Below are 23,376 nucleotides of genomic sequence, written 5' to 3' on the forward strand. Positions count from 1 at the left end.
AGCATCACCCGCCACCGCCAACCCCGCTACCGGAAACCCACTGAACCGCTACCCGAAAGTCACCACACCGCTACCAACTAGCCGGTCGCAACACCCGTGGTGCCCCGTACACTGACCCATCGTGGGAACTTTCATAGCACTTATCGGCCTGCTGCTGGCCACCGTCCTCGTCGCCGCGATCGGTGAACGCACCGGCCTGCCGTGGCCGGCGCTTCTGACCGTGGTGGTCGCACCGGTGATCTTCATCCCCGGCATCGACACCGTCTCCATCGATCCGCACTTGATCTTGCCGATCTTCCTGCCGCCGCTGCTGTGGTCGCTGGCCCGGCGCACGAGCTGGGGGCAGATCGGCTCGCAGCTCAACGTGGTGCTGACCATGTCGATCATCCTGGTGTTTCTCACCATCGCCGCGCTGACCGCCACGGCGATGTGGATGCTGCCCGGGCTTAGCCTGGCCACCGCGATGGTGCTCGCCGCCGCGATTGCTCCGCCGGACCCGGTGGCGGTGGACGCTGTGGCTGGCCCGGCCGGTATCCCGAAACGCATCACCGGCACGCTGCAGACGGAGGGGCTGTTCAATGACGCCGCCTCCATCGTGACCTTCAACGTCGCGATGGCGGCCGCGGTCGCGAACGGCGAGGTCGACTTTGGCAAGGGCGTGTTGCAGTTCCTCTACGCCGCCATCGCCGCGGTGCTGATCGGCCTGGTTGTGGGCAGGTTGGCCGCTGTCTTCGCCAACTCCGTGCCCGATTCCGTGATCCGCACAGCGTTTACCTGGGTACTCCCGTTCGCCATCTACGCAGGCTGCGAGGCCATCGAAGCCTCCGGCGTCATCGCGATTGTCATCGCCGCGGTGGAGATGTCCTCGCGCTCCACCATGACCGCCGAGGACCGCCTGACCGGACACTTCTTCTGGGAGACGGTGGAGCTGCTGTTTACCGGCGTGGCGTTCGGCCTGATCGGCATGAGCGTGCGTGACGCGCTGGACACCGCCGGCACGCACATCTGGCAGGCGGTGCAGGTGGGCGTTGTCCTGTCCGTCGTCGCGTTTGCTGTGCGCTTCGTGTGGATGTGGGTGCTGTACAAGCTCAACGAGAAAAAGCACCGAACGAACGTCTCTCCGCTGCGGCTGCAGGAGGTTCTGCTCATGGCGTGGGCAGGCATGCGCGGGCTGGTCACGTTGGCGCTCGTGCTGGCAATCCCGGCATCAGCGACGAGCTACCACCACGAACTGTCGGTCATCGCGCTGACCGTGCTCACTTGCACGATGGTGGTGCCGGGGTTGTTGCTGCCGTGGCTCGTGGACAAGCTTGACCTGCAAAACGGGCCTGGCGCCGACAAGGCGCTCGAGGAGCTGAACCAGCGGGCGTACGCGGCTGCGCGTAAGGCGGTGCGCGAGCACGGCGAGGAGTACCAGCCCGAGGCGTACAAGATGGTGCAGGAGTGGCTGGACTCGATTGCGGAGAAGCGCTTGCAGGATCCGGAGGGCTCTGAGGAACGCAAGGAGGCGTTTCTGCGGGCCCGCGCTGGGGCGGTGCAGATGCAGGAGGTTGCCCTGCGCGCCGCCAGCCGCGAACTGCAGCAGGCGCGCCGCGAGCGCCGCTACAACCCGTCCGATGTCGACGCGGTGCTCGCCGACCTGGACCGCCTCATCCTCGCGCGCGACCGCAAGGCTCTCACCGGCCCGAGCAGCTTGTGGGAGCCGAAGTAAGGGGCTTTTGCCTATCGACGAGCCCTGACCCACCCCGTTTTCAAAATGCCAAGCAGATCGCTTTCAAAACGCCAAGCAAACCGTTTTCAAAATGCCAACCAAATCGTTTTCAAAACGACAACCTAGATCGTTTAGCTGGTAATATGCAGCGGTATGGAAAATGGGTATATTCCACGACTGGCGGATGCTGAATTAGAGCGATCGCTCCGCAGGCAGGGCGGTGTCCTTATTCAGGGGCCGAAAGGCTGCGGGAAAACTGAGACGGCAAAACAGCAAGCTGCGAGTTTTCTTAACGTAGAAACGGACCCTGGCGTCACTCTCGCTATGGATAATGACCCGCGGCTGCTGCTCGAAGGTGCCACGCCGCGCCTCATCGACGAATGGCAGTTGCAGCCGAGACTGTGGGATTTCGCGCGGCACGCCATTGACGAGCGTCAGGCGAAGGGGCAGTTCATCTTCACCGGTTCTACGGCCCCAGGGGCGGACGCGACGAGCCACTCGGGTGCCGGCCGGTTCGCACGAATGACGATGTCGACGATGACCCTTTTTGAAACCGGAGAATCGGATGGGTCGGTTTCGCTTGCCGCGGCAGTTGCAGGGGACCCGTTGCCGTTTTCGACACCGGCCTTGACACTGCCGCAGCTGGCGGAACGAGTGTGCCGGGGTGGCCTTCCTTACAACGTTGGTCTCCCGTTTGAAGATGCGCTTGAAAACGTCCGAGACTACGTACAAACCGTTGCGGCCGTGGATGTCCACGCCCCTGGCAGAGTGAATCGTGATTCAGAGCGGGTGAGGCGGATGATCCGTTCGTTAGCTCGTGGCGTGGGTACCGAGCTCGAGCTGCAAACCATCGCGACCGATGCCGATACCTCGCGGGAAACAACCCGGGACTATCTCGATGCTCTCGCGAGCATCTTCGTCTCTGTGGACCAGCCTGCGTGGTTCACGCACCTGCGCTCTAAAGCGACGCTGAGGAAAGCGCCGAAGCGCCATCTCGCTGACCCCTCTTTTGCTATGGCAGCGCTGGATCGAGGGCCGGAGCATCTACTTCGGGACCCGGCTTATTTCGGCCAACTTTTTGAGTCACTCGTTGTGCACGAACTACGTGCGCTCACGGGCAGAACGGTGTACCACGCCCGGCTTAACACGAAGCTGGAGGTTGACGCGGTCGCGAACGTCGGCGGCCGGGACGTGCTAGTCGAAGTGAAACTGGGCTACACCCCAGAGGTGATTGAGCATGCGGCCGACACACTCAAGCGGTTCGCAGGGCACCTTAGTGACGACCCAGCCTTGGTGGTGATCACCTCGGGAGGCCCCGCGCTACGCCGCAACGACGGTGTGGCAGTAATTCCTATTGGGGCTCTGGGTCCGTAGCTAAATGCTAGTTTCGGAGGAGTGGCCCATTTGTGTGGCAGCAGTAAGAACCTTTGCTAATCGACAAGCCCCCCACTTTTGTTAAGTTAGGCAATCCTATATAGTCCGTGCGGTGAGTTTCCGGCCCTTCCTTGCAACAGTCGTGCGCAGCGAGCGCATCGCACCGAATTTTCAACGTGTGACGTTCACCGGTGTCGACGAAATGGGCCCCGCTGTGCCCATCATGGATCTGCGGATCAAGCTCATCATCCCGTCGGCGGCAGGGCTTGTTGATTTGCCGGCCGAGGGATGGTGGGACCTCTGGCGCACTATGCCGGAACACACGCGCGGGCATCTCCGCACCTACTCCATTCGCGACCTCCGGCGCAACGACGGTGACCCGGACGAGCTCGATGTGGATTTCGTGCTGCACGGCCACAACGCTGGGCCGGCCTCCGCGTGGGCGGAAAGCGCACTGCCCGGGCAGGCGCTGTGGATCATCGGGCCGACCCGCGATGACGCGTCCGGTGTCGGCATCGAATTCGCTCCCGGCGCTGCCGCGGCAGCTCGACTGTACGGCGATGAAACTGCTCTCCCGGCGATCTCCCGAGTGCTGGAGGACTGGCCCGAAAACCTCGCCGGTTCCGCCGACATTGAGGTGCCGGCGGGCAACAGCCTCCAAATCGATGCGCCTGCCCACGTTGACGTCCGCTGGCACTTCCGCACCGAGCCCGAAGCCGGGCATGGGGACATGCTCTACACGCAGCTCAAACAGGACATTGAGCCGCTGCGGGGCCCAGTAGCTCCCACCACCGATGAGCCCGATAACGACGGTGAGGACCAGCGAGACAATGTCTGGGAAACCCCGACGTATTCAGGAAGCGGGGAACCCATCAACGGTGGGGCGGGCGTGTCCGGCCACACCTACTACTGGATCGCCGGCAAGAACACTTCGGTGAAAGCGATGCGCCGTCTGTTGGTTAAGGAGGCGGGGTTGCCGCGCCAGCATGTCTCGTTCATGGGGTATTGGCGGTGACAGACCATGAGTGCGACTAGACACGCGGGACTCGCCATTGTGCTCGGGATTTCGGCTGTCGTCGCGGTGTTGCTCTCGCTCGCCGTCGGCGCGCGGCAGATGAGCGTGGCCGAAAGCGTCAGCGCTGTGCGTGACGGGCTTGCCCTCGCGTTCCACGCCGAATCTGGGCAGGTCAGTGAGGAAGCGCAAGTGGTTGCCCAACTGCGGGTACCGCGCACGCTGCTCGGCCTGCTCGCTGGCTCGGCGCTAGGCACAGCGGGAGCTCTGCTCCAGGGGCACACGCGCAACCCGCTGGCTGACACAAACCTGCTGGGCATCGCCCCGGGGGCGGCGCTTGCGGTGGCTGCAGCAACCGCCGTCTTCGGCTCGCTGCCGGTGCTCGTCGCGGTGGGGGTCGGTTTCCTCGGCGCGACAATGGCGGTAGCGCTCGTCTTCGTATTGAGCGCGCGAAGCCGCGGTTCCACTCCGATCACGGTGGTACTCGGCGGGTCCGCGCTCGGGGCGGTGTGTTCCGCGCTGACCAGCGGCATCGTGCTCACCAGCACGCAAAGTCTCAATGACATGCGGTTTTGGACGGCGGGCTCCGTCGCGGGCCGGGACATGCACATCGTCGCCGCCGTCGCCCCGGTCATACTGGTCGGCCTGGTGGCTGCGTTCGCCACGGCGAACCGGGTGAACATGGTGAACCTGGGCGATGACGTCGCGCACTCTCTCGGCGTCAACGTCGCGGCTGCACGCGCGGTGGGGATCCTGCTGGTCGCCCTGCTTGCCGGTGCAGCTGTGGCGGGGGCGGGCCCGATCGGGTTTGTCGGCTTGGTCGTACCGCATATCGTCCGCTCCCTGACCGGGCCGGATTACCGGCTGGTGCTGCCGTGCTCGGCGCTTGCCGGTGCGACGCTGCTGCTCTTCGCGGATGTCGCCGGCCGAGTCATCGCCCGCCCCGGTGAGCTGCAAGTTGGCATCACCCTTGCTTTCGTCGGCGCCCCGTTCGCTCTGTACCTGCTGCGGAAGGGGGCGAAGCTGTGACCCGCACGTTCGCAGTCAATGTCGTGCTCGCGGCGTGTGGGCTCGCCGTCGCGCTCGGAGGCATCATGGTGGGTGAATTCGGGCTTGGGCTTCACGACGTCCTCGCCGCCCTTACCGGACAGTCCACCGGAATGGCCCACACCGTGGTCGTCGAGTGGCGCCTGCCGCGTGTTGCCACGGCGCTGGCGGTGGGGGCCGCGCTCGGATTCGCGGGCGCGATCTTTCAGACGATCACTCGTAACCCGCTGGCCAGCCCAGACATCCTGGGCGTTGTTTCAGGTGCGTCGGCGTTCGCACTTACAGCGCTGCTCGCGGGTGGCGGTACCGGGGTGCTGCTCAGCGCGCTCGGGGTGCCGCTGAGCGCGTTTGTTGGCGGGATAGCGGTCTCCGTGGCGATGTGGTGGCTCAGCCGCGCCGGCGGCCTGGGTTCGTTTCAGCTCATCTTCGCCGGCATCATCCTCAACGCCCTAGCGGTGGCGTACAACTCGTTCCTCCTCGTCCGCGCCGACTACCGCGATGTGGGCAAAGCCCAGGCGTGGGTGACCGGCTCTGTCGGATCCTCGGGTTGGGGTGACGCCGCCGCTGTGTTGGTGGCGCTTGCGCTGGTTGTGCCGTTGCTGCGCTGGGCGTCATTCCAGCTCGAGGCCCTCTCTCTCGGGGACGACACGGCTGCGGGGCTGGGCGTCGATCCGCGCCGCACCCAGCTTGTGCTCATGGTGCTTGCCGTGGCGTTGACATCGACGGCGGTGGCGGCTTCAGGTCCGATTGCTTTTGTGGCGTTTGTGGCGCCGCACGTGGGCCGTCGATTAGCACATGCCCCCACGCCCCCACTTGGCACCGCCATGATTGCCGGCGCGCTGATCGTCGCCGGTGCGGACCTCGCGGTGCGCACCGTTGTGCCGGGAGACTTACCGGTAGGCGTGGCCACGTCAGCGTTCGGCGGGGCAGCCTTGCTCTACGCGCTGATGCGCGCGACCAGAAAGGTGACCTTGTAATGCTTCACGTGCGTGATCTCACCGTCAGCTACGGTGCGGCAACGATTATCGACGGGCTCGCCCTCGACGTCCCGCGCGGCGGCGTCACCACCATCGTCGGGCCGAACGGCTGCGGCAAATCAACGTTGTTGCGCGCGGTTGCTGGCCTGATCCCGCGTGAGCGCGGCGAGGTGGTCCTGGACGGCCGAAACACCGCGGAGATGAAACGCCGCGAGATCGCCCGAACGCTCGCGGTGCTGCCGCAAACCCCCGTAGCGCCGGACGGGCTGACGGTGCGTGACCTGGTCGGACGCGGGCGTCACCCGCACCAGACGTGGCTGCGCCAGACCTCGGAGAAAGACAGCGCGATGGTGGACGAGGTGATGGAGCTGACCCAGGTGGCCGAGTTCGCGGAGCGCCCGCTCGAGCGGCTCTCGGGCGGGCAGCGGCAGCGCGCGTGGATCGCGATGGTGCTCGCCCAAGACACCCCGCTCGTGCTTTTGGACGAGCCGACCACGTATCTGGACCTTTCCCACTCCGTCGAGTTACTTGCACTTATTCGCCGTCTTGCCGATGACATGGGGCGCACCGTGGTCATGGTGCTGCACGATTTGAACCTCGCGGCGCGTTTTTCCGACCAGTTGGTTGTGATGAAACGCGGCGAGGTGCAAGCGGCGGGCACGCCCGCCGAGGTTGTGTCGGAGCAGTTGCTTGCCGACGTATTCTCGCTGCCCGCCGTGGTCGCCGAGGACCCGGTGGCAGGAGGGCCGCTGATCGTGCCCCGCTAGCGCGCTCTAGAGCTCCTGGTCAATCTGTGTGATCACGTACGGGATGGTCAGCGGGTTGGGCATGCTCATCGCGTTGGCGGTGTCGGTGTCGAGCCAGTGCACGCCGCCGCGCGTGTTGACGTCGAGGTTCGCAAACGCGGCATCGTTTTTCAGCGCGTCGATCGCGCCGTAGTAGTCCAGGATGAACACGTAGTCCACGTCGTTGAGGTCGGAGTAGTTCTCGGGGGACCAATCGATGAAGAAGCTGGATCCGTCACCGTTGAACTTGTCCGGAATGGTAAACCCGAGCTTTTCAATGAAGGAGCCGCGGCCGTCGCCTGCCGTGTACACGCCGAGCTTGCCGTCGTAAGGCATCCCGATGACCGCGGTCTTGCCCTGCAGCTCCGGATGCGCCTGCCGGAAGTCGGCGAAAGCCTGCTCGGATTCTGCGATGAGCTTGTCGCCCTCAGCTTCCTGCCCCAACGCCGCCGCGATCTCCTTAATCTGCTCGTCCCACGGCACCTGCCAGTCCTCGTGTTGGTCGGAATGGAAGGTCGCCGGCGCAATCTGCTGCAACAGGGCCTGCTTGTCGCTGTCGAAACCGCTGTTGACCGCGATGATCTTGGTCGGATCGAGCGCTGCGACCTGCTCAGCGGTGTCGGTGCTGAACTCGGTGGTGGTGTTGCGGATCGGGTTCGGCTCGCCGGTGAGCTTGTCTTTCGCCCACGGTCCGAGGCCGGACGGATCGCCCGAGCCCTCTGCCTCCCAGGTGGCGTAGCCGACTGGTTGCTCCCCTAACGCGAGGACGGTGTCCACGTCGCCAAGCCCCAGCGTGACAATGCGGTCGTTCGACCCCGCCGCGTCGGTGTGCTGGCCGGAGTCTGCGGACTCGCTGGAACAGCCGGTGAGCAGCAGCGCAGCCGCAGCGAAGGTAGCGGTCAGCCGCTGAAGCGACAGTGGGGAAGTGCGTTTCAAGGTTCGCCCTTTCGGTCGGGAACGAAAGCACCCTGGGTTAGGTGTGCCTAAGCTAACGTGACTAGCTTAGGGTACGCCGCCGCCACCGGGCAACACCTAGGTGGCCCGGGCTTTAGCGGTGCTGACCGTCGCCGAACTCGCGGCGGAAGTTGCCGTCCCAGTCGTAGTCCGCGCCCGGGTCCTGGGTGCCGAAGTTTCCCTGCTCAAAGGTGTCCGGCTGCTGGTCGCCGCTGCCCTGGATCCCCATCACCAGAAACACCGCACCGGTCACCGCGCCCGCGATGCCGATGAACACGGCGGTGGAGCCGGTGAGGAACGCGAACGAGAGCACGGCCACCACGATGCAGGCTGCGCCGATGGCGTAGTTGCGCGCTGGCGAACCGGAGCTGTTGCGTGGTCCACCTGCGGGGTCGTGGGGGAGACCGTCGTCGTTGTATCCCTTGAACTGCATGATTCGCAGCCTACGGGAGAAGCGCCGCTATTGGCTGTTGAGTTTTCCGGACAGGCGGTCCAGGCGGTCCTTGCTTGGCCCGTCGAGGCCGACGATGGTGACGGTCTTGCCTCGTTCCTCGAACTTGCGGGTGACGGAGTCCAACGTGGCCACGGTGGAGGCGTCCCACACCTCGGCCGCGCTCAAATCGAGCACGATGTTTTCTGCCGGGTCGGTGTAGTCGAACGCGTAGACCAGGTCGTTGCTGGAGGCCCAGAACAGCTGGCCGTGGATGCGGTAGGTGCGGGTGTCCACCTGCCCGTCGTTGGTGGTGTCCTCGGCGGAAACCTGCTCGACGGAGGCGAGGTGTGCGACGCGGCGGGCGAAGGTGATCATCGCGGTGATCACGCCGAGCACCACGCCGACTGCGAGGTTGCTGGTGGCAAGCGTTGCTACGACGGTCACCAACATCACCACGGTCTCCGACAGCGGCATGAATTTCAGAGTGCGCGGGTGTACCGAGTGCCAGTCGATGGTGCCCACGGACACCATGATCATGATGGCCACGAGTGCCGCCATCGGGATCTGGCCCACCACGTCGCCGAGTAGCAGGATGAATGCGAGGAGGAATACGCCGGCCAGCAGCGTCGACAGGCGGGTGCGCGCCCCAGATTCGCGGACGTTGATCATGGTCTGCCCGATCATGGCGCAGCCGCCCATGCCGCCGAACAGGCCGGAGGCGATGTTCGCCACGCCTTGGCCCCAGGATTCGCGGGTTTTGTCGGAGTGGGTGTCGGTGATGTCGTCGACAAGCTTGGCGGTCATCAACGACTCCAACAGGCCGACAATGGCCATGCCGAGCGCGTACGGAGCGATGATCCGCAGCGTCTCCAGCGTCAGTGGCACGTCCGGGACGAACAGGCGCGGCAGGGAATCCGGCAGCTGCCCCATATCCGACACGGTGGGTACGCGGAATCCGGCAAACCCCACGACAGCACTGATGACGACGATGGTGATCAACGGGGCGGGGATAGCGCCCGTAAGCTTCGGCCACCCGATCATGATCGCGATGCCGACGGCGACGAGGACGTAGACGACCTTTGGGACGTCGATAAGATGCTCCAGCTGCGCGGTGAAGATCAAAATACCCAGCGCGTTGACGAAGCCGATCATCACCGACCGCGGGATGAACCGCTGCAGTTTCGCCACCCCGAGCGCCGCGAGCACGATCTGCAGCACGCCCGCCAGCAAGACGGTCGCGATGAAGTAGTCCACCCCGTACTCGCGGGCCACTGGGGCGATGACCAGGGCGACCGCACCCGTGGCGGCCGAAATCATCGCGGGGCGGCCGCCGGTGAACGCGATGGTGATGGCCATGATCACCGAGGCGAACAGTCCAAGCGCCGGATCAACGCCGGCGAGGATGGAAAACGCGATGGCCTCGGGGATGAGCGCCAGCCCGACGGTGAGGCCCGCCAGCACCTCCTTGCGCAGGCGAGAGGGCGACGAAAATGCGTAGCGGAAGGACTCCACAACCCCCGTCGGAGCGGGCGGTTCGTGAGATATCTCGGTGTGAGCGAAAGCCATGGAATCTACCGTTCTACATGCGCGGGAAACTGCGCCCTCCGGCAGGCGAGGGCGTGAAAACGTAGCTACCGTATCGGTCCTGCGCATCAAGCGCCAATGCAGCCGCCGCGCGAAACCGGTCCTCATCACGAGGCGGGGAGGTCGCCGCGGATCGTCGCAAAGCTGTACGCCACCATGTAGATGCCGACGATGGCGGCGATCCAGAGAAGCGTCACCTTTGCCTCGTACTCGAGGCGGGGGATAAGGCGTTCGAGCCGCGGGAAGAACTTCTGGCCAAAGAGCAGTGCCACGGTGGCGAGGATGACTGTCGGCAAGATCATCACGAGGCAGTAGACACCCACGGCCCCGGCCTTGGACACGGATGGGATATCCCAGCTGCCGATGATGCCCATCGCTGCGATGTACGGCAGCATCGTCGCCGCCTCGGTAAGAGATGCGCCGAGGCCTAAGGCGACCATGCTCGGCACACTGCTTCTTGCGCTGGCCGCGCGTTTCGGCAACTGCCCGGGTTCGGGCTTCTTGGGGTTGGGCGCGAAGATGCCGAAGATCGCAAGGGTCGCGCCCAGTATCAACGTGATCCATGGGAAGACGTCGGTCTGCGTGATCCGTTCGGCGGCCGAGCCCAGGCCAGCGAATCCGAGGAGGATCCCTAGCCCGAGGAGGAAGTAGACCGCTGCGACGGTAACCAGGTAGGTGGTCAGCGCCGGAACGCGGACGGCGCGCCAGTGGACGATAAGCGCAAGGGGGATGACAAGGGTGCCCAGGCTCAGGCTGTCAAGCAGCGCCAAGCCAACAACGGGGATGACCGAGCTCATGGGGATCTCCGAATCTCTCGTACGAACGTACTACGACTTACGAACGTACGAGAATCTAGACTGGGACGCAACCATGAACGATTTTTCCCTGGACCATCAGTTTTCAGAATCGGCCGCGACAATTGCCGACGCCACTATCCGCATCATCGCGTCGCGGGGGCTCGATGCCGTGAGCGTGCGGGAGGTGGCGAAGGAATCCGGGTTCGCCGCCGGCTCTGTGCAGTACCACGCTCCGAACAGGGACACCCTGCTGGCTCACGCGTTCATCCGCTCCATCCAGCGCCAGAGCGAGCGGGTGGCGGCGGTGCCTGAAAGGGAAGGCGAGCTCGAAACCTGGGTGGCGAGGCTTGCCGAGCTTCTCCCGATCGGAGGGGTGCGTTCCGAAGATGCCGCGATCTGGGTCACGTACGGCTCCGCCTCTGCAACTAGGGACTGGATTGCGAAGCTCTACACCGAGGTGCTTGAAGACTTTCAGGGCAGCGTTGTCGCTGCGCTCGGCGGTGAGGAGGATGCAAAGCCCAAGGCGCGCCTCGTTACCGCACTGATCAACGGTCTCACTCTGGACAACCTGCGGGTTCCCGAATCGGAGTCCGACCGCATCGTGGCCGACCTCCGCGAAGGCCTGCGCCTCCTCTTCTCCAGCTAGCTCGCACCGAACCGCGAGCCACAGCGAGGAATCACCATTGGAGCGATTACGCTTGGCTCCAACTGCCCACAACAGAAAGTGAGAGCTGTGGAGACGAGCAAGACCCTCGCCGTGGACACGCTGCAGCGCGTCCTCATGCCGAAGAAGGGCGAGCCGCACGACGTGCGCATGCTGTACCTGATCGAGCAGGAGCACAACAAGCAGCGTCTGCGCTGGTCCGACCGCACGAGCTTCGAGGTCCCCGCGGGCAACGAGGTCAGCTTCGAGACGTACTTCAACGCGTTCCCGGCGAGCTATTGGCGCCGCTGGTCGCAGCTGGATTCCGTGGTCCTGGCCATGGACGTCGAGGGCCGCGCGACCATCTCGGTCTACCGGTCCAAGCAGGACGGCACGCGCGTGAGCGTCACCAACGTCGAGGCGACCGGCGCAGTCGAAATCCCGCTGCGCTTGAGCAACTTCGAGGACGGCGGCTGGCTGTGGTTCGACATCACCGCCGAGGACGACACGCGCATCGCGGACGCCGCGTGGTGCTCCCCGCAGGAGCCCAAAGAGCAGGTGCTTGACGACGGCACCGTGGTCCCGCCCCAGCCCAAGCAGGTGGCCGTGGGCATCCCCACGTTCAACCGTCCCCGCGACGCCGTCAACGCGCTGCACGCGCTGGCGGAGGACCCGTACGTGGAAGCCTGCATCAGCAACGTGCTCATGCCGGACCAGGGCAACCAGCACCCGGCGGACGAGCCGGACTTCGCCGAGGCCGAGAAGAACTTGAACGGCAAGCTGGAGATTTTCCAGCAGGGCAACCTGGGCGGCTCCGGCGGCTACTCCCGCATCATGTACGAGGCGCTGAACCGCACCGACGCGCCGTTCATCCTGTACATGGACGACGACATCGCCATCGAGCCGGACTCCATCGTCCGCGCTGTGCAGGCCGCGCGCTACGCAGCACAGCCGATCCTGGTGGGCGGGCAGATGCTCAACCTGCAGGACCGCTCGCAGCTGCGCACCACGGGTGAAACGGTGGACCCGGAGATCTTCATGTTCTCCGCCGCCAAGCACGCCGTCTACGACCACGACTTTGCCAAGTACCCGCTCGGCTACGTGGGCACGGACGAAGAGGACCTGGATCCGAAGAAGACCACATCGCGCCCGCTGCACCGCCGCATCGACGTGGACTACAACGGCTGGTGGATGAACCTCTTCCCGCGCGTGGTGGCGGAGAAGATGGGCCTGCCGCTGCCGCTGTTTATCAAGTGGGACGACAACGAGTACGCGCTGCGCGGCAAGGAAGCGGGCTTCCCGACGGTCACCTGGCCCGGCGTGGCCATCTGGCACATGGCGTGGGCGGACAAGGACGACGCGATTGACTGGCAGGCGTATTTCCACATGCGCAACCGCCTCATCGTGGCCAGTATCTACGGACCGGAGAACCCGGAGGCGATGCTGAAGAACATGCAGAAATCCACCGCGAAGCACTACTTCTGCATGGAGTACTCCACCATCGCCATCCAGAACGAGGCCATGCGCGACTTCCTCGCCGGCCCGGACCAGCTCTTCGACATCCTCGAATCCTCGCTGCCGCGGATTCAGAGCATCCGCAAGGAGTACTCGGACGCGCAGGTGCTGCCGTCCGCGACCGACCTGCCCGCGCCCACCGGCGCGCCGGGCGTGCCCACCAACAAGATCGGCGGTCGCCTGGCCAAGGTGAAGAAGATCCCGTGGGCCGTCAAGGCGCTGATGCACCTGCGCAAGGACGAGGACCGCGCGCACTGGGACGCGCCGCAGCTCAACCTCACCGCCGACGAGGCCCGCTGGTACACGCTCGCCCGCGTGGATTCGGCGACCGTGTCCACCGCCGGCGGCACCGGCGTGGCCTTCCGCAAGCGCGACAAGAAGCTTGCCGACGATCTGATGCGCGAGCAGAAGGAACTGCGCGCCCAGATCAAGGAGCGTTGGCCGGAGCTGAAGAAGCAGTACCGCGACGCGCGCGGCGAGCTGACCAGTCACGAGAACTGGGGGAAGATCTTCGATGCGCAGTAAAGAGGTAGACCTGCTCGTCGCCATCCAGGACGCGCTGTACACCCCAGAAACCGCGAGGGCCGCCCGGGGCTTGAGCTACTTCGGCGAGCACGACCTCGGTTGGCTGGCGGTGGCGGGGGTTGGCGGAGCCGTCGATAAGCAAAATCGCTCCAAATGGCTCGCGCTCGGCGCTGGCACCTTCGCCGCGCACGCCGCGACTGTGGTGCTCAAGCGCATCGTGCGACGTCCGCGGCCGAACGACCCGCGCGTGAAAATCGGCGTGAAAACGCCCTCGCAGCTGTCGTTCCCCTCCTCGCACGCTGCGAACACCGGCGCCGCCGCCGCGCACCTGGCGGACATCACCGGAAGGAAGTGGCCGTGGCTGCTCGTGCCGGTGATGATGCTGTCGCGTAACGTGCTCGGCGTGCATTACCCAACCGACACCCTCGCCGGTGCCGCCCTTGGCGCGGCGACGGCGAAGGTGGCAATCGAGGCTGAGAAGAGGATCTAGTGGCAAACACCCGTGAACCCGTGGACGAGCCCCTGATCAAGTCGGAGCCGCACACCTCCGGCGTTGACCAGGTGATGAAGAAGACGCCGCCGAAGAACCTCCCGGACGCGATGATCAAGGGCCTGCGGCCCAAGCAGTGGGTGAAAAACGTCCTCGTGCTGGCCGCGCCCCTCGCCGCCGGCACGGACGCCTTCAACTCCCGCACCGCCGTGGACATCCTCCTGGCGTTTGTGGTGTTCTGCTTCGGCGCGTCCTCGATCTACCTGATCAACGACGCGCGCGACGTCGAATCCGACCGCCGCCACCCCACCAAGCGCTTCCGCCCGATCGCCTCCGGCATGCTGCCGATCAACCTGGCGTACGGCATGGCGGCGGTGCTCATCGCGCTGGCGCTCGGACTGTCGCTTCTGGCTACCGACGGCACGTCTTTGGCCTGGGTCATCGGCATCTACATCGCGCTGCAGCTGGGCTACTGCTTCGGCTGGAAGCACATCCCGGTGATCGACATCGCCCTGGTGTCCTCCGGCTTCATGCTGCGCACCATGGCCGGCGGCGTGGCCGCGGGCATCGACCTGTCCCAGTGGTTCCTGCTGGTGGCGGCGTTCGGTTCCCTGTTCATGGCGTCCGGCAAGCGCTACGCCGAGCTGCTGCTGGTGAAAGAAACCGGCGCGGAGATCCGCCGCTCGCTACAGGGCTACACCGAGACTTACCTGCGGTTCGTGTGGACGCTGTCCGCCACCGCCGTGGTCATGTCGTACGCGCTGTGGGGCTTCCAGCTGTCCAACTCCGTCGAGGGCACCGCCGCCATCTGGTACCAGGTGTCCATGGTGCCGTTTGTCATCGCGATCCTGCGCTACGCCTCCGTGGTCGACGGCGGGCAGGGCGGCGCGCCCGACGAGATCGCCCTGGAGGACCGCGTGCTGCAGCTGCTCGCCGCGGCGTGGCTGTTCTGCATCGCGATGGCCGTCTACGTTGTGCCGAACTTAGGCTGGTAGGCATTGACCCACTAACATCGTCGCAATGACAAAGAACGCCCGCCTCTCCGCGCTCGCCGCAGCCGTAGTCGCGGGCATCTTCGCGTTCTGGGGCGGGTGGACCCGCCGCTGGATGTCCGACGACGGCCTGATCGTCCTGCGCACCGTGCGCAACCTGCTCGCCGGCAACGGGCCCGTGTTCAACGCCGGCGAGCGCGTCGAAGCCAACACCTCCACGCTGTGGCAGTACCTGATTACCGCGTTTGGCTGGCTCACCGGAGCCCGGCTCGAGGACGTGGCCATGTGGCTCGCGCTGATCTGCACCGTGACGGCGGCCGCGCTGGCCACCTTCGCCGCGGGCCGGTTCTGGGGCAAGGTGGGCCCCGTTGTGCCCCTGGGCATCGTGATCTACCTGGCGCTGCCGCCGGCGCGCGACTTCGCCACCTCTGGGCTGGAGTGGGGCCTGTCGCTTTTGTGGATCGCCGGGTGGTGGGCCGCGCTGGTCGCGTGGGCCGAGCCGCTGCGCCGTCGCGCGCCCGAGGTCGGCTACTTCCTCGCCTTCTGGTGCGGCATGTCCTGGCTCGTGCGCCCGAGCTCGCGCTCTACGGCGGCGTGACCGGCATCCTGCTCATCGCGTGCAACCCCCGCAAGACCCCAGGCATCCTCGCCGCGGCGCTGCCCGTGCCAGCCGCTTACCAAATCTTCCGCATGGGCTACTACGGCCTGCTCACCCCGCACACCGCCGTGGCAAAATCCGCCTCCGGCGCCGAGTGGGCGCGCGGGTTCGAGTACTTCGCCGACTTTGTGGGCTACTACTGGCTCTGGCTGCCCGTGCTGGCCGCCGCCGCGTTGGTGGGGTGGATGATGCGGGGGACCGGAGGACGTCGATTAGCAATTGTTTTGCTTGTCACCGGCTGCGCGCTCGCGCACATCCTCTACGTCCTGCGCGTCGGCGGCGACTTCATGCACGGGCGCATGTGGCTGTTGCCGCTGTTCGCGCTGCTGCTGCCCGCGATGGCCGTGCCGATTACGCGCGTCAGCATTGCTTTGGCGACCGCCGTGGCCGTGTGGGCGGGTGTGACCATCGTGCGCGCCCACCCCATCGACTGGGAGGCGTACCAGACCGGCGAAAAGGAACTCGGCATCGTGGACGAGCGCGAATTCTGGACGCTCGCCGTCGGCCGCGAACTGACCGACCCGCCGCGCTACGCCGAAGACTTCCTCGGCTCCAAGCTCATGCAGAACTGGGAAGATGCGCTGGACAAGGGCATCGACGCAAACGCCGCGCAGCTCAACCTCGCCTACGTCTCCGCCGACCCGGAAATCTACAGCTGGTACTACCGCGACCGCGAAGAGGATGCCTCGGATCTGAGCAATCTGCCGCTGACCGCATACCTGATCAACCTGGGCATGACTAGCATGAACGCGCCTTTGGACGTGCGCATTCTGGACACCGTAGGCCTGGCAACCCCCATCGCCGCGCGCATGCCGCGCGACCCGAAAGGCCGCGTCGGCCACGACAAGTTCCTCGACCCTGCCTGGCAGGCCGCCGACACCGACACCTACTTGGACGGGCTGCCGCCGTTCATCAGCTCCATGCGCGCGAAGCAGGCGCGCGCCGCACTGCGCAGCCCCGAAATCTCCGAACTGTTGGCTACCTCGCGCGAACCGATGAGCTGGGAGCGCTTCTGGAAGAACGTGCGCTATTCGCTTGGCGACGGCCGCACGCTGCAGCTCTCCAGCGACCCCGGCCTCTACATCGACGCCGAGACCCGCCGCGCGATCCGCCACGGCGCCAACCCCGGGATGGAGGGCCCGCAGATCGCCTGGCCGGTGCAGGCACACGAGGGGGAATAGCGGGTGACGTTTCGAATTGGTAACGTGAACGTGTCTTTTGCCTGAAAACACGTTTTGAGGGGATCTATGAACTCCAAAAATTCTGTGCGCCGCAAGCTCACTGCGCTGCTCATGGCCCTGGTCACGGGCCTGGCAGCGGTGATCGGCGCTCCGCAGGCGTCGGCGGCGCACCGTGACTGGCTGCGACCCGACTCCACCGGCCACTGCGAGTGGGACCGCGTCGGATTCTGGGTGCAGCGCTGCACGGTGTGGTCCCCCGCGATGAACCGCCACATCCCCGTCCAGATCCAGCCCGCGCAGCGCGCCGGCAACGCTGGCCTGTACATGCTCGACGGCCTGCGCGCCACCGAGATCACCAACGCCTGGGTCAACGACGTCAACGCCGCCCAGATGTTCAAGGACAACAACATCACCTTGGTGATGCCCGTCGGCGGCCAGTCCTCCTTCTACACCGACTGGAACGCCCCGGCGACCTACGACTTCAACCATCCGGTGACCTACAAGTGGGACACCTTCCTGACCAAGGAGCTGCCGCCCTACCTGCAGCAGCACTTCGGCGTTTCGCCGACGAACAACTCCATTCTCGGCCTTTCCATGGGCGGCACCGCCGCGATCAACCTCGCCGCGCTGCACCCGAACCAGTTCCGCCAGGTGCTGTCCTTCTCGGGCTACCTCACCACCACGGTGCCGGGCGGCCAGACCGCACTGCGAGCCGCGCTTCTCGACGGCGGCATGTACAACGTCAACGCCATGTGGGGGTCCTCGCTGAACCCGCGCCGCTTTGAAAACGACCCGTTCTTGAACATGGGCAACCTCCGCGGCCGCGACGTGTACGTCTCCGCCGGCTCCGGCGTGCCGGGCCCGGCAGACCAGAAGTACCTGCCACAGCACCGCGCCGCCGGCATCGCGCTGGAAAACGTCGCGAACGCTACCACCCGCGCGTGGTCCGCGAAGGCCACTGTGACCGGTGTGCAGCACACCGCCGTGTTCACCCCGACCGGCCTGCACAACTGGGACCAGTTCGGCGGCCAGCTCGCGGCTACCAAGCCGCGCATCCTGAACGTGATGAACGCCTGGTAGGGCGCTATCTCGCCCGGACCGCCGGGCATATCCTGCCGAAACCGGCTACCTACAAACGGTTACCAGCTGTTTTTGGGAGCGCGGACAAAAAGTTGGAGTGTTGGGGGCTGGAAGGTATTCCGATGCCCGCAGGTTTTCCATCTGATATCCGCGTTGGTGCGGTTGAGAGGTTTTTGGCTGGGTCGTCTGCCCGTGAGGTCTGCGACTGGGCTGAACACGCGTGTGGTCGCCGACCGTCGGTGGCCACGGTCGGCAACTGGGTTGCGGCCAAGCGTCGTGGCCAGAGCTTGGACGGTACGCGACGCGCCTACGACGCTGAGACCATCGCAAAAGTTGTCGCACGCAGATTGACCTCGCAGGCGACAGTGCGTGACATTGCCGTGGAGTTCGATGTCCACGACACCGCGGCACTGACCTGGACGAAGCGGTTTTGGCCCGACGATGACGAACGCGATTCGGCAGCGTCGATGACTTTCGACGAGGCCTATGCGGCGACAATGGAACGCGTGAGCAAACACCGCAAAGTCCAACGCAACCATCAGCAGCAGCGAGTCGATGAGGCAGCCAATGCGAAGAAACCACCCCGGCCAGTCAACGAGTGGCTGCCAGGGCCTGGGCCGATAGACGATATCGCTGATTTACCCAGTGACATGGACGAGCTGAAAAAACTCGTTGTTGAGATGCGCGACCGGGAAACGGTCAAAGACGCCATTATCCACGTGCTCATGAGCGATGGTGAGCCACGGGGAAAAGACAACGTCCGCGACGGTGAGTCGCGGGGAAAAGACGACGTCCGTGACGGTGAGCTGTCCACCGCGGCGAAAGCCGCAGTGGTGGTTGCCCTCACGGACGCCCACGAGTTTTCCATCGCTCGAGCATGCGCGGTCGTTGGGATTGCGCAGTCGACGTTTTACTACCACCGACACAAACACACGCAGGTAGTGCAACAGCGCGAACAGCGCCACGCTGCACTCAAACCGCTGATCTTGCAGGCAGCCGCCGAATCCGGGCAAAGCTACGGCTACCGGCGCATCCACGCCTGGTTAAAGATCATGGGGCATACAGTGTCGGAAAAGATCGTGCGCACCCTCATGAAAGAGCTTGGGTGCCGCCCGCCGGCGAAGGCGTCGGGCAAGTACTCCTCCTACACCGGTGAAACCGACCACAAACCGGCAAACCTGCTGCTGATCACCCCACCCGACAGCAGCGACGGGGATGCGGATTCGGATGCGGCCCGGCCGGTTGTTGCACCGTCGCAGTATTTCATCGACCACGCCGACACTCAGGGGCTGACCCACGATTTCCACGCGGATGCCCCGTGGGAGAAAATCGGCACCGACGTCACCGAAATCCACTGCCCAGACGGGAAGTTGTTCCTGTCGGCAGCGATCGATTTCTACGACGGGATGCCGATTGCGGTCACCATGTCGACGTCGCCGAATCACGACTTGGTCGCCGAGATGATCGCGCGAATCGACGAGGTAAAACCCGACGGTGCGCAACCGATTATCCATTCCGACCGTGGCGGGCTCTACCGCAGTGAACGCTGGGTCAGCCTGATCACCGACCACACCCACAACATCCTGGATTGCCCCGACTGCCAGGCCGATGCGTGGTGCGACACCCGGTGGCGATACATCCCGTCACTGTCACGCAAAGCCACCAGCGGCGACAACGCGCGCACCGAAGGGTTCTTCGGCACGATGAAACAAGAACTGCTCAAAGGCAGGCCTGTGGTGTCAACGATGACGGTGGAGCAAATGCGCGACTATATTGACACCTACATCGACTTCTACATTCACAGACGATTGAAGTCGACACTCGGCGACGGCTACACCACCATCGCCGAACACCGACAAGCACTGAGTGCATAACAACGAGACAAAGTCCCCCAAATGCACTCCAAGAATTTGTCCGCATCCCCTTTCCAGCACATAGCCGGATGTAGGTAGCCGGTTTTAGCCTTTTCGGGGCAAATGGTGAACTGCAGATGGTGAAGATCTGCGCGGATCGGGGGCTGGATCGGGCCCCGGGCCCGGGCTGGGGGCAGGCGCGGCGGCGAGGGGCGGGGCTCGTCGTAACGCATCGCGTGTCGCACACGACTAAACCTTCAAGTGAAACTTAAGCTTTTGGTCGATACTCTTGTGACACCAGTAGCCAGACGAGGTAGGAGACTCATGCGAGACAACCGAACCACCCCCACGCGGATCGCCGCCGCGCTGCTGCCCGCCGCTCTTGCGCTTTCGCTGGCACCCGCAGTTGCCACCGCGCCCGCCGCCGGCGCCCAGCCGAGCCTGCCGAGCGACCTGTCCTCGCAGCTGTCCTCCAACCGCGGCATCTCCGACGGACTGCGCCCGCACGACCCGCCGAAGCGCACCCCGATCGAGGTGGAGACCAGCCCGCAGATCCCGGGCCTGCCGGACGGCGTGAAGGTGGACCGCATCGAGTGGATCACCAATCGTCGAGTGGCGGTGTTCATCAACTCCCCGTCCATGCCGGACCACCCGATCCAGGTGCAGATCCTGCTGGCGCGCGACTGGCACTCCAACCCGACCGCGAAGTTCCCCGAGGTGTGGGCACTCGACGGCCTGCGCGCGCGTGACGACGAAAACGGCTGGACTATCGAGACGAACATCGAGCAGTTCTACGCCGACAAGAACGTCAACGTGATCCTGCCGGTCGGCGGCGAGTCCTCCTTCTACTCCGACTGGCAGCGCGAGAACAACGGTAAGCACTACAAGTGGGAGACGTTCCTGACCAAGGAGCTCATCCCGGTGCTGAACAACGAGTTCCGCTCCAACGGCTCCCGCGCCGTGGTGGGCCTGTCCATGGGCGGCACCGCCGCGGTCAACCTGGCTGAGCGTAATCCGAACCTGTTCAAGTTCGTCGGCTCCTTCTCCGGCTACCTCGACACCACCACCACCGGCATGCCCACCGCGATCAAGGCGGCGCAGTTGGACGCCGGCGGCTACAACGCCGAGGCGATGTGGGGCCCGCTGGGCTCGCAGGACTGGATCGACCACGACCCGAAGCTGGGCATCGAGAACCTGAAGGACATGACGGTCTACGTCTCCGCAGGCTCGGGCCGCGACGACTTTGGCAACCCGGAGTCTGTGGCCAAGGGCCAGGCGAACCCGGCCGGCATCGGCCTGGAGGTGCTGTCGCGCCTGTCCACCCAGACGTTCGTGGACTACGCCTCCCGCACCCCGGTGAAGCCGATCGTGCGCTTCCGCCCGTCAGGCGTGCACTCTTGGGAGTACTGGCAGTTCGAGATGGCGCAGGCCTGGCCGTACATGGCCAACGCGCTGGAGGTGCCGGAGGCGGACCGCGGCTCCAAGTGCACCCCGGTCGGCGCGATCGCGGAGGCCACCAAGTCCGGCACGATCGGCTCCTGCGTCAACGACGAGTACGACGCGGGCAAGGACACCAAGGGCAAGGCCCAGGACTTCCGCGGCGGCACCGCCTTCTGGTCCCCGGACACCGGCGCGCACGCGCTGTTCGGCGCGATCCTTGCCAAGTACAACGCGCTCGGCGGCCCGGCGGGCTGGCTGGGCTTCCCGGTCACGGGTGAGACGCCGGCGCCTGACGGCGTGGGCCGCTTCGTGCACTTCCAGCACGGCTCCGTCTACTGGACCCCGCAGACCGGCGCGTACGCCATCCCGGGCGACATGTTCGCCGCGTGGGGTGAGAACGGCTACGAGGGCGGCGACCTGAAGTACCCGGTGGCCGAGGCGAACCAGGTGGGCCAGGGCTACGTGCAGAAGTTCCAGGGCGGCTTCCTCACCCGCAACCCGGACGGCAAGCACTTCATCGTCCACGGTGCGATCGCGGAGAAGTACGGCGAGATCGGCACCGCAACCTCTGAGCTGGGGTACCCGACCGGCAACGAAATCGCGGTCAAGGGCGGCTTCTTTCAGCCGTTCGAGCACGGCAACATCTACTGGTCCGCGGCCACGGGCGCGCACACCATCCTCACCGGCGACATCTTCGACGAGTGGGGCAGGCGCGGCTACGAGCAGGGCGAGCTGGGCTGGCCGGTGAAGGACATGGAGAAGATCCAGGCCGGCGGCCTGACCATCGACTTCCAGCACGGCACGATTGAGCAGGTCAACGGCAACGTCAACGTGAGGAAGAAGTAGTGCGCAAGGTTGCATTCTGCTTTGCGACGGCCGCTGCCGCCGTCGCCCTGGCCGCCTGCGGAGGCGCCACTGTGGACTCCGACGACGTGACGGAGACCCCGACGGTGGCCAGCGAGACCACTGAGGCGGAAACTGAATCCGAGACGGAAACTGCGTCATCGTCGGTGGCGCCGTCGTCGTCGGCAGTTGTGCCGTCGCAAGGCAAACGCGCCGACGACCAACCGGCCCGCGAGGTGACCGACGTGCCCGAGCAGGCCAGCGCATTCTCCCCGCAGGAGGAGGCCTACCTGGCCACCCTAAGGGAAAGCGGAGTCAACGTCGACGGGATTGAAGACCAGCTCACAGCCACCGGGGCTACCGTATGCGCGGACGACCTGATCACCCGCGACGCGGTGGCAGGCCAGCTTGTGGAGCAGCGCCGCACCGACATGGATGCGGCGGGCGTGGCGGCGCTGATCAGCGACACCGCACGCGCCAACCTCTGCTCCTAGCAGTACAGAAGGGAGCCTGGGCTCATGCGCGCATCGCGCAACGTATTTGTCGTCGCCGCAGTGATTGTGGTGCTGTCCTTGATCGGTCTGGGGATCTACCAGTGGCGTTCCGGCGAGACCGGGCTGCCGTCCGCGGACGGGCCGTTGGCGACCTCCGAGGCGCCTGAGGAACCCTCGGAGTCGCAGGCGGTGGAGCCGGACTGGTGCCCTGCGGTCGAGTTCGTCTCCGTGCCCGGCACCTGGGAGTCCGCGGCAGACGATGACCCGTTCGCGCCCTCGGCCAACCCGGCGAGCTTCATGCTCTCGATCACCCAGCCGCTACAGCAGATGTACGACATCAACCACGTGCGCGTGTTCACGGTGCCGTACACCGCGCAGTTCAGGAACATCCAGACGGCGCACGGGCGCGCCGAGATGACCTACGACGACTCGCGCGCCGAGGGCACCGCCAAACTGTCGGGCGAGCTGAGGTTTGTGGCGGAGACGTGCCCGTCGACAAAGTTCATCGTCGCCGGGTTCTCCCAGGGTGCGGTGATTGTGGGCGACGTGGCGTCCAAGATCGGCAACAGCGAAGGGCCGATCGACCCGGAGCGGCTGCTGGGCGCGGTGATGATCGCGGACGGCCGGCGTGAAAACGGCGTGGGCGTCAACCCGGGCGCCGAGGTCGGCGGCGTGGGCGCGGAAATTGTCATGCAGCCGCTGCAGGGGCTTGTGGACCGGGTCACCCCGGGCGCGACCATGACCGGCCCGCGTCCTGGCGGCTTCGGCCTGGTTGAGGACCGCGCGTTTGAGATCTGCGCGCCGGACGACACGGTCTGCGACGCGCCGAAGGGTGTGGGTAACGCCATCGACCGGGCTCACGCGCTCATTGCGGCGAACGGCAATCACGCCATGTACGCGACCAATCCGGCCGTCATCCCCGGGACCACCACGCCGGAATGGACTGTAGGTTGGGTCCAGAACGTGGTAGACAGTTTGTAGTCCAAAA

General features: G+C 65.4%; 21 protein-coding genes. 17 read left to right on the forward strand and 4 right to left on the reverse strand.

The features are described from left to right. The first annotated feature begins 121 nt into the window (after positions 1 to 121). The 6 genes from ACF3NP_RS11325 to ACF3NP_RS11350 all read left to right on the forward strand — a co-directional run bounded on the left by ACF3NP_RS11325 (position 122) and on the right by ACF3NP_RS11350 (position 6,888). Positions 122 to 1,711, forward strand: a complete 1,590-nt coding sequence (locus ACF3NP_RS11325) for a cation:proton antiporter (protein ID WP_181889235.1) — start codon at positions 122 to 124, stop codon at positions 1,709 to 1,711. Between the two features lie 153 nt (positions 1,712 to 1,864). Beyond that, a complete protein-coding gene (locus tag ACF3NP_RS11330) occupies positions 1,865 to 3,085 on the forward strand; it encodes an ATP-binding protein (protein ID WP_181889234.1) in 1,221 nt (406 codons plus the stop codon). A 112-nt stretch (positions 3,086 to 3,197) separates the two neighbouring features. Then, entirely contained in the window at positions 3,198 to 4,100 is a 903-nt protein-coding gene (locus tag ACF3NP_RS11335) for a siderophore-interacting protein (RefSeq protein ID WP_181889233.1), read from the forward strand. A 6-nt stretch (positions 4,101 to 4,106) separates the two neighbouring features. Further along, positions 4,107 to 5,126 carry a FecCD family ABC transporter permease gene (locus ACF3NP_RS11340; RefSeq protein WP_181889232.1) on the forward strand — a complete coding sequence of 340 codons (1,020 nt, stop codon included), beginning with the start codon at positions 4,107 to 4,109 and terminating at the stop codon, positions 5,124 to 5,126. Continuing rightward, the gene (locus ACF3NP_RS11345; protein WP_181889231.1) at positions 5,123 to 6,121 is read left to right on the forward strand and encodes an iron chelate uptake ABC transporter family permease subunit; all 999 of its coding nucleotides are present in this window, start codon (positions 5,123 to 5,125) and stop codon (positions 6,119 to 6,121) included. The genes ACF3NP_RS11340 and ACF3NP_RS11345 overlap by 4 nt, the downstream gene beginning before the upstream one ends. Continuing rightward, positions 6,121 to 6,888, forward strand: coding sequence for an ABC transporter ATP-binding protein (locus ACF3NP_RS11350; RefSeq protein WP_181889230.1), 768 nt, complete (start codon positions 6,121 to 6,123; stop codon positions 6,886 to 6,888). Before ACF3NP_RS11345 ends, ACF3NP_RS11350 begins: the two co-directional genes overlap by 1 nt. Positions 6,889 to 6,894: 6 nt before the next feature. Here ACF3NP_RS11350 and ACF3NP_RS11355 read toward each other — a convergent pair whose 3' ends face one another. The 4 genes from ACF3NP_RS11355 to ACF3NP_RS11370 form a co-directional block, all read right to left on the reverse strand. Continuing rightward, complete coding sequence (locus ACF3NP_RS11355) at positions 6,895 to 7,842, reverse strand: ABC transporter substrate-binding protein (protein ID WP_236883431.1); 948 nt, start codon at positions 7,840 to 7,842, stop codon at positions 6,895 to 6,897. A 112-nt stretch (positions 7,843 to 7,954) separates the two neighbouring features. Continuing rightward, positions 7,955 to 8,293, reverse strand: coding sequence for a hypothetical protein (locus ACF3NP_RS11360; RefSeq protein WP_181889229.1), 339 nt, complete (start codon positions 8,291 to 8,293; stop codon positions 7,955 to 7,957). Between the two features lie 27 nt (positions 8,294 to 8,320). After that, positions 8,321 to 9,859: a SulP family inorganic anion transporter gene (locus ACF3NP_RS11365; RefSeq protein ID WP_181889228.1), complete on the reverse strand. Its 1,539-nt coding sequence runs from the start codon at positions 9,857 to 9,859 to the stop codon at positions 8,321 to 8,323. Positions 9,860 to 9,984: 125 nt separating this feature from the next. Next, a complete protein-coding gene (locus ACF3NP_RS11370; RefSeq protein ID WP_181889227.1) occupies positions 9,985 to 10,674 on the reverse strand; it encodes a GAP family protein in 690 nt (229 codons plus the stop codon). A gap of 73 nt (positions 10,675 to 10,747) precedes the next feature. Between ACF3NP_RS11370 and ACF3NP_RS11375 the strand changes: the two genes are divergently transcribed. From ACF3NP_RS11375 to ACF3NP_RS11425, 11 genes are all read left to right on the forward strand, one after another. After that, complete coding sequence (locus tag ACF3NP_RS11375; RefSeq protein ID WP_181889226.1) at positions 10,748 to 11,320, forward strand: TetR/AcrR family transcriptional regulator; 573 nt, start codon at positions 10,748 to 10,750, stop codon at positions 11,318 to 11,320. An 87-nt stretch (positions 11,321 to 11,407) separates the two neighbouring features. Then, on the forward strand, positions 11,408 to 13,357 hold the full coding sequence (locus ACF3NP_RS11380) for a glycosyltransferase (protein ID WP_392398696.1): 1,950 nt from the start codon (positions 11,408 to 11,410) through the stop codon (positions 13,355 to 13,357). Further along, positions 13,347 to 13,847 (forward strand): phosphatase PAP2 family protein, encoded by a 501-nt coding sequence (locus tag ACF3NP_RS11385; RefSeq protein WP_181889225.1) that lies wholly within the window; start codon positions 13,347 to 13,349, stop codon positions 13,845 to 13,847. Before ACF3NP_RS11380 ends, ACF3NP_RS11385 begins: the two co-directional genes overlap by 11 nt. Then, on the forward strand, positions 13,847 to 14,842 hold the full coding sequence (locus ACF3NP_RS11390) for a decaprenyl-phosphate phosphoribosyltransferase (protein ID WP_181889224.1): 996 nt from the start codon (positions 13,847 to 13,849) through the stop codon (positions 14,840 to 14,842). The genes ACF3NP_RS11385 and ACF3NP_RS11390 overlap by 1 nt, the downstream gene beginning before the upstream one ends. A gap of 25 nt (positions 14,843 to 14,867) precedes the next feature. Next, the gene (locus tag ACF3NP_RS11395) at positions 14,868 to 15,437 is read left to right on the forward strand and encodes a hypothetical protein (protein ID WP_392398697.1); all 570 of its coding nucleotides are present in this window, start codon (positions 14,868 to 14,870) and stop codon (positions 15,435 to 15,437) included. Next, positions 15,386 to 16,678, forward strand: a complete 1,293-nt coding sequence (locus ACF3NP_RS11400) for a hypothetical protein (RefSeq protein ID WP_392398698.1) — start codon at positions 15,386 to 15,388, stop codon at positions 16,676 to 16,678. The genes ACF3NP_RS11395 and ACF3NP_RS11400 overlap by 52 nt, the downstream gene beginning before the upstream one ends. A 66-nt stretch (positions 16,679 to 16,744) precedes the next feature. Next, positions 16,745 to 17,758: an alpha/beta hydrolase gene (locus tag ACF3NP_RS11405; RefSeq protein WP_181889222.1), complete on the forward strand. Its 1,014-nt coding sequence runs from the start codon at positions 16,745 to 16,747 to the stop codon at positions 17,756 to 17,758. A gap of 239 nt (positions 17,759 to 17,997) precedes the next feature. Then, positions 17,998 to 19,632 (forward strand): IS3 family transposase, encoded by a 1,635-nt coding sequence (locus ACF3NP_RS11410; protein ID WP_181889013.1) that lies wholly within the window; start codon positions 17,998 to 18,000, stop codon positions 19,630 to 19,632. Between the two features lie 303 nt (positions 19,633 to 19,935). Continuing rightward, complete coding sequence (locus ACF3NP_RS11415) at positions 19,936 to 21,897, forward strand: alpha/beta hydrolase-fold protein (protein WP_181889220.1); 1,962 nt, start codon at positions 19,936 to 19,938, stop codon at positions 21,895 to 21,897. Then, positions 21,897 to 22,388: a DUF732 domain-containing protein gene (locus tag ACF3NP_RS11420; protein WP_181889219.1), complete on the forward strand. Its 492-nt coding sequence runs from the start codon at positions 21,897 to 21,899 to the stop codon at positions 22,386 to 22,388. The genes ACF3NP_RS11415 and ACF3NP_RS11420 overlap by 1 nt, the downstream gene beginning before the upstream one ends. Before the next feature lie 24 nt (positions 22,389 to 22,412). Beyond that, on the forward strand, positions 22,413 to 23,369 hold the full coding sequence (locus tag ACF3NP_RS11425) for a cutinase family protein (protein WP_181889218.1): 957 nt from the start codon (positions 22,413 to 22,415) through the stop codon (positions 23,367 to 23,369). Positions 23,370 to 23,376 lie beyond the last annotated feature (7 nt).

The sequence above is a fragment of the Corynebacterium lehmanniae genome, assembly GCF_043161975.1.
GTDB lineage: Bacteria > Actinomycetota > Actinomycetes > Mycobacteriales > Mycobacteriaceae > Corynebacterium > Corynebacterium lehmanniae.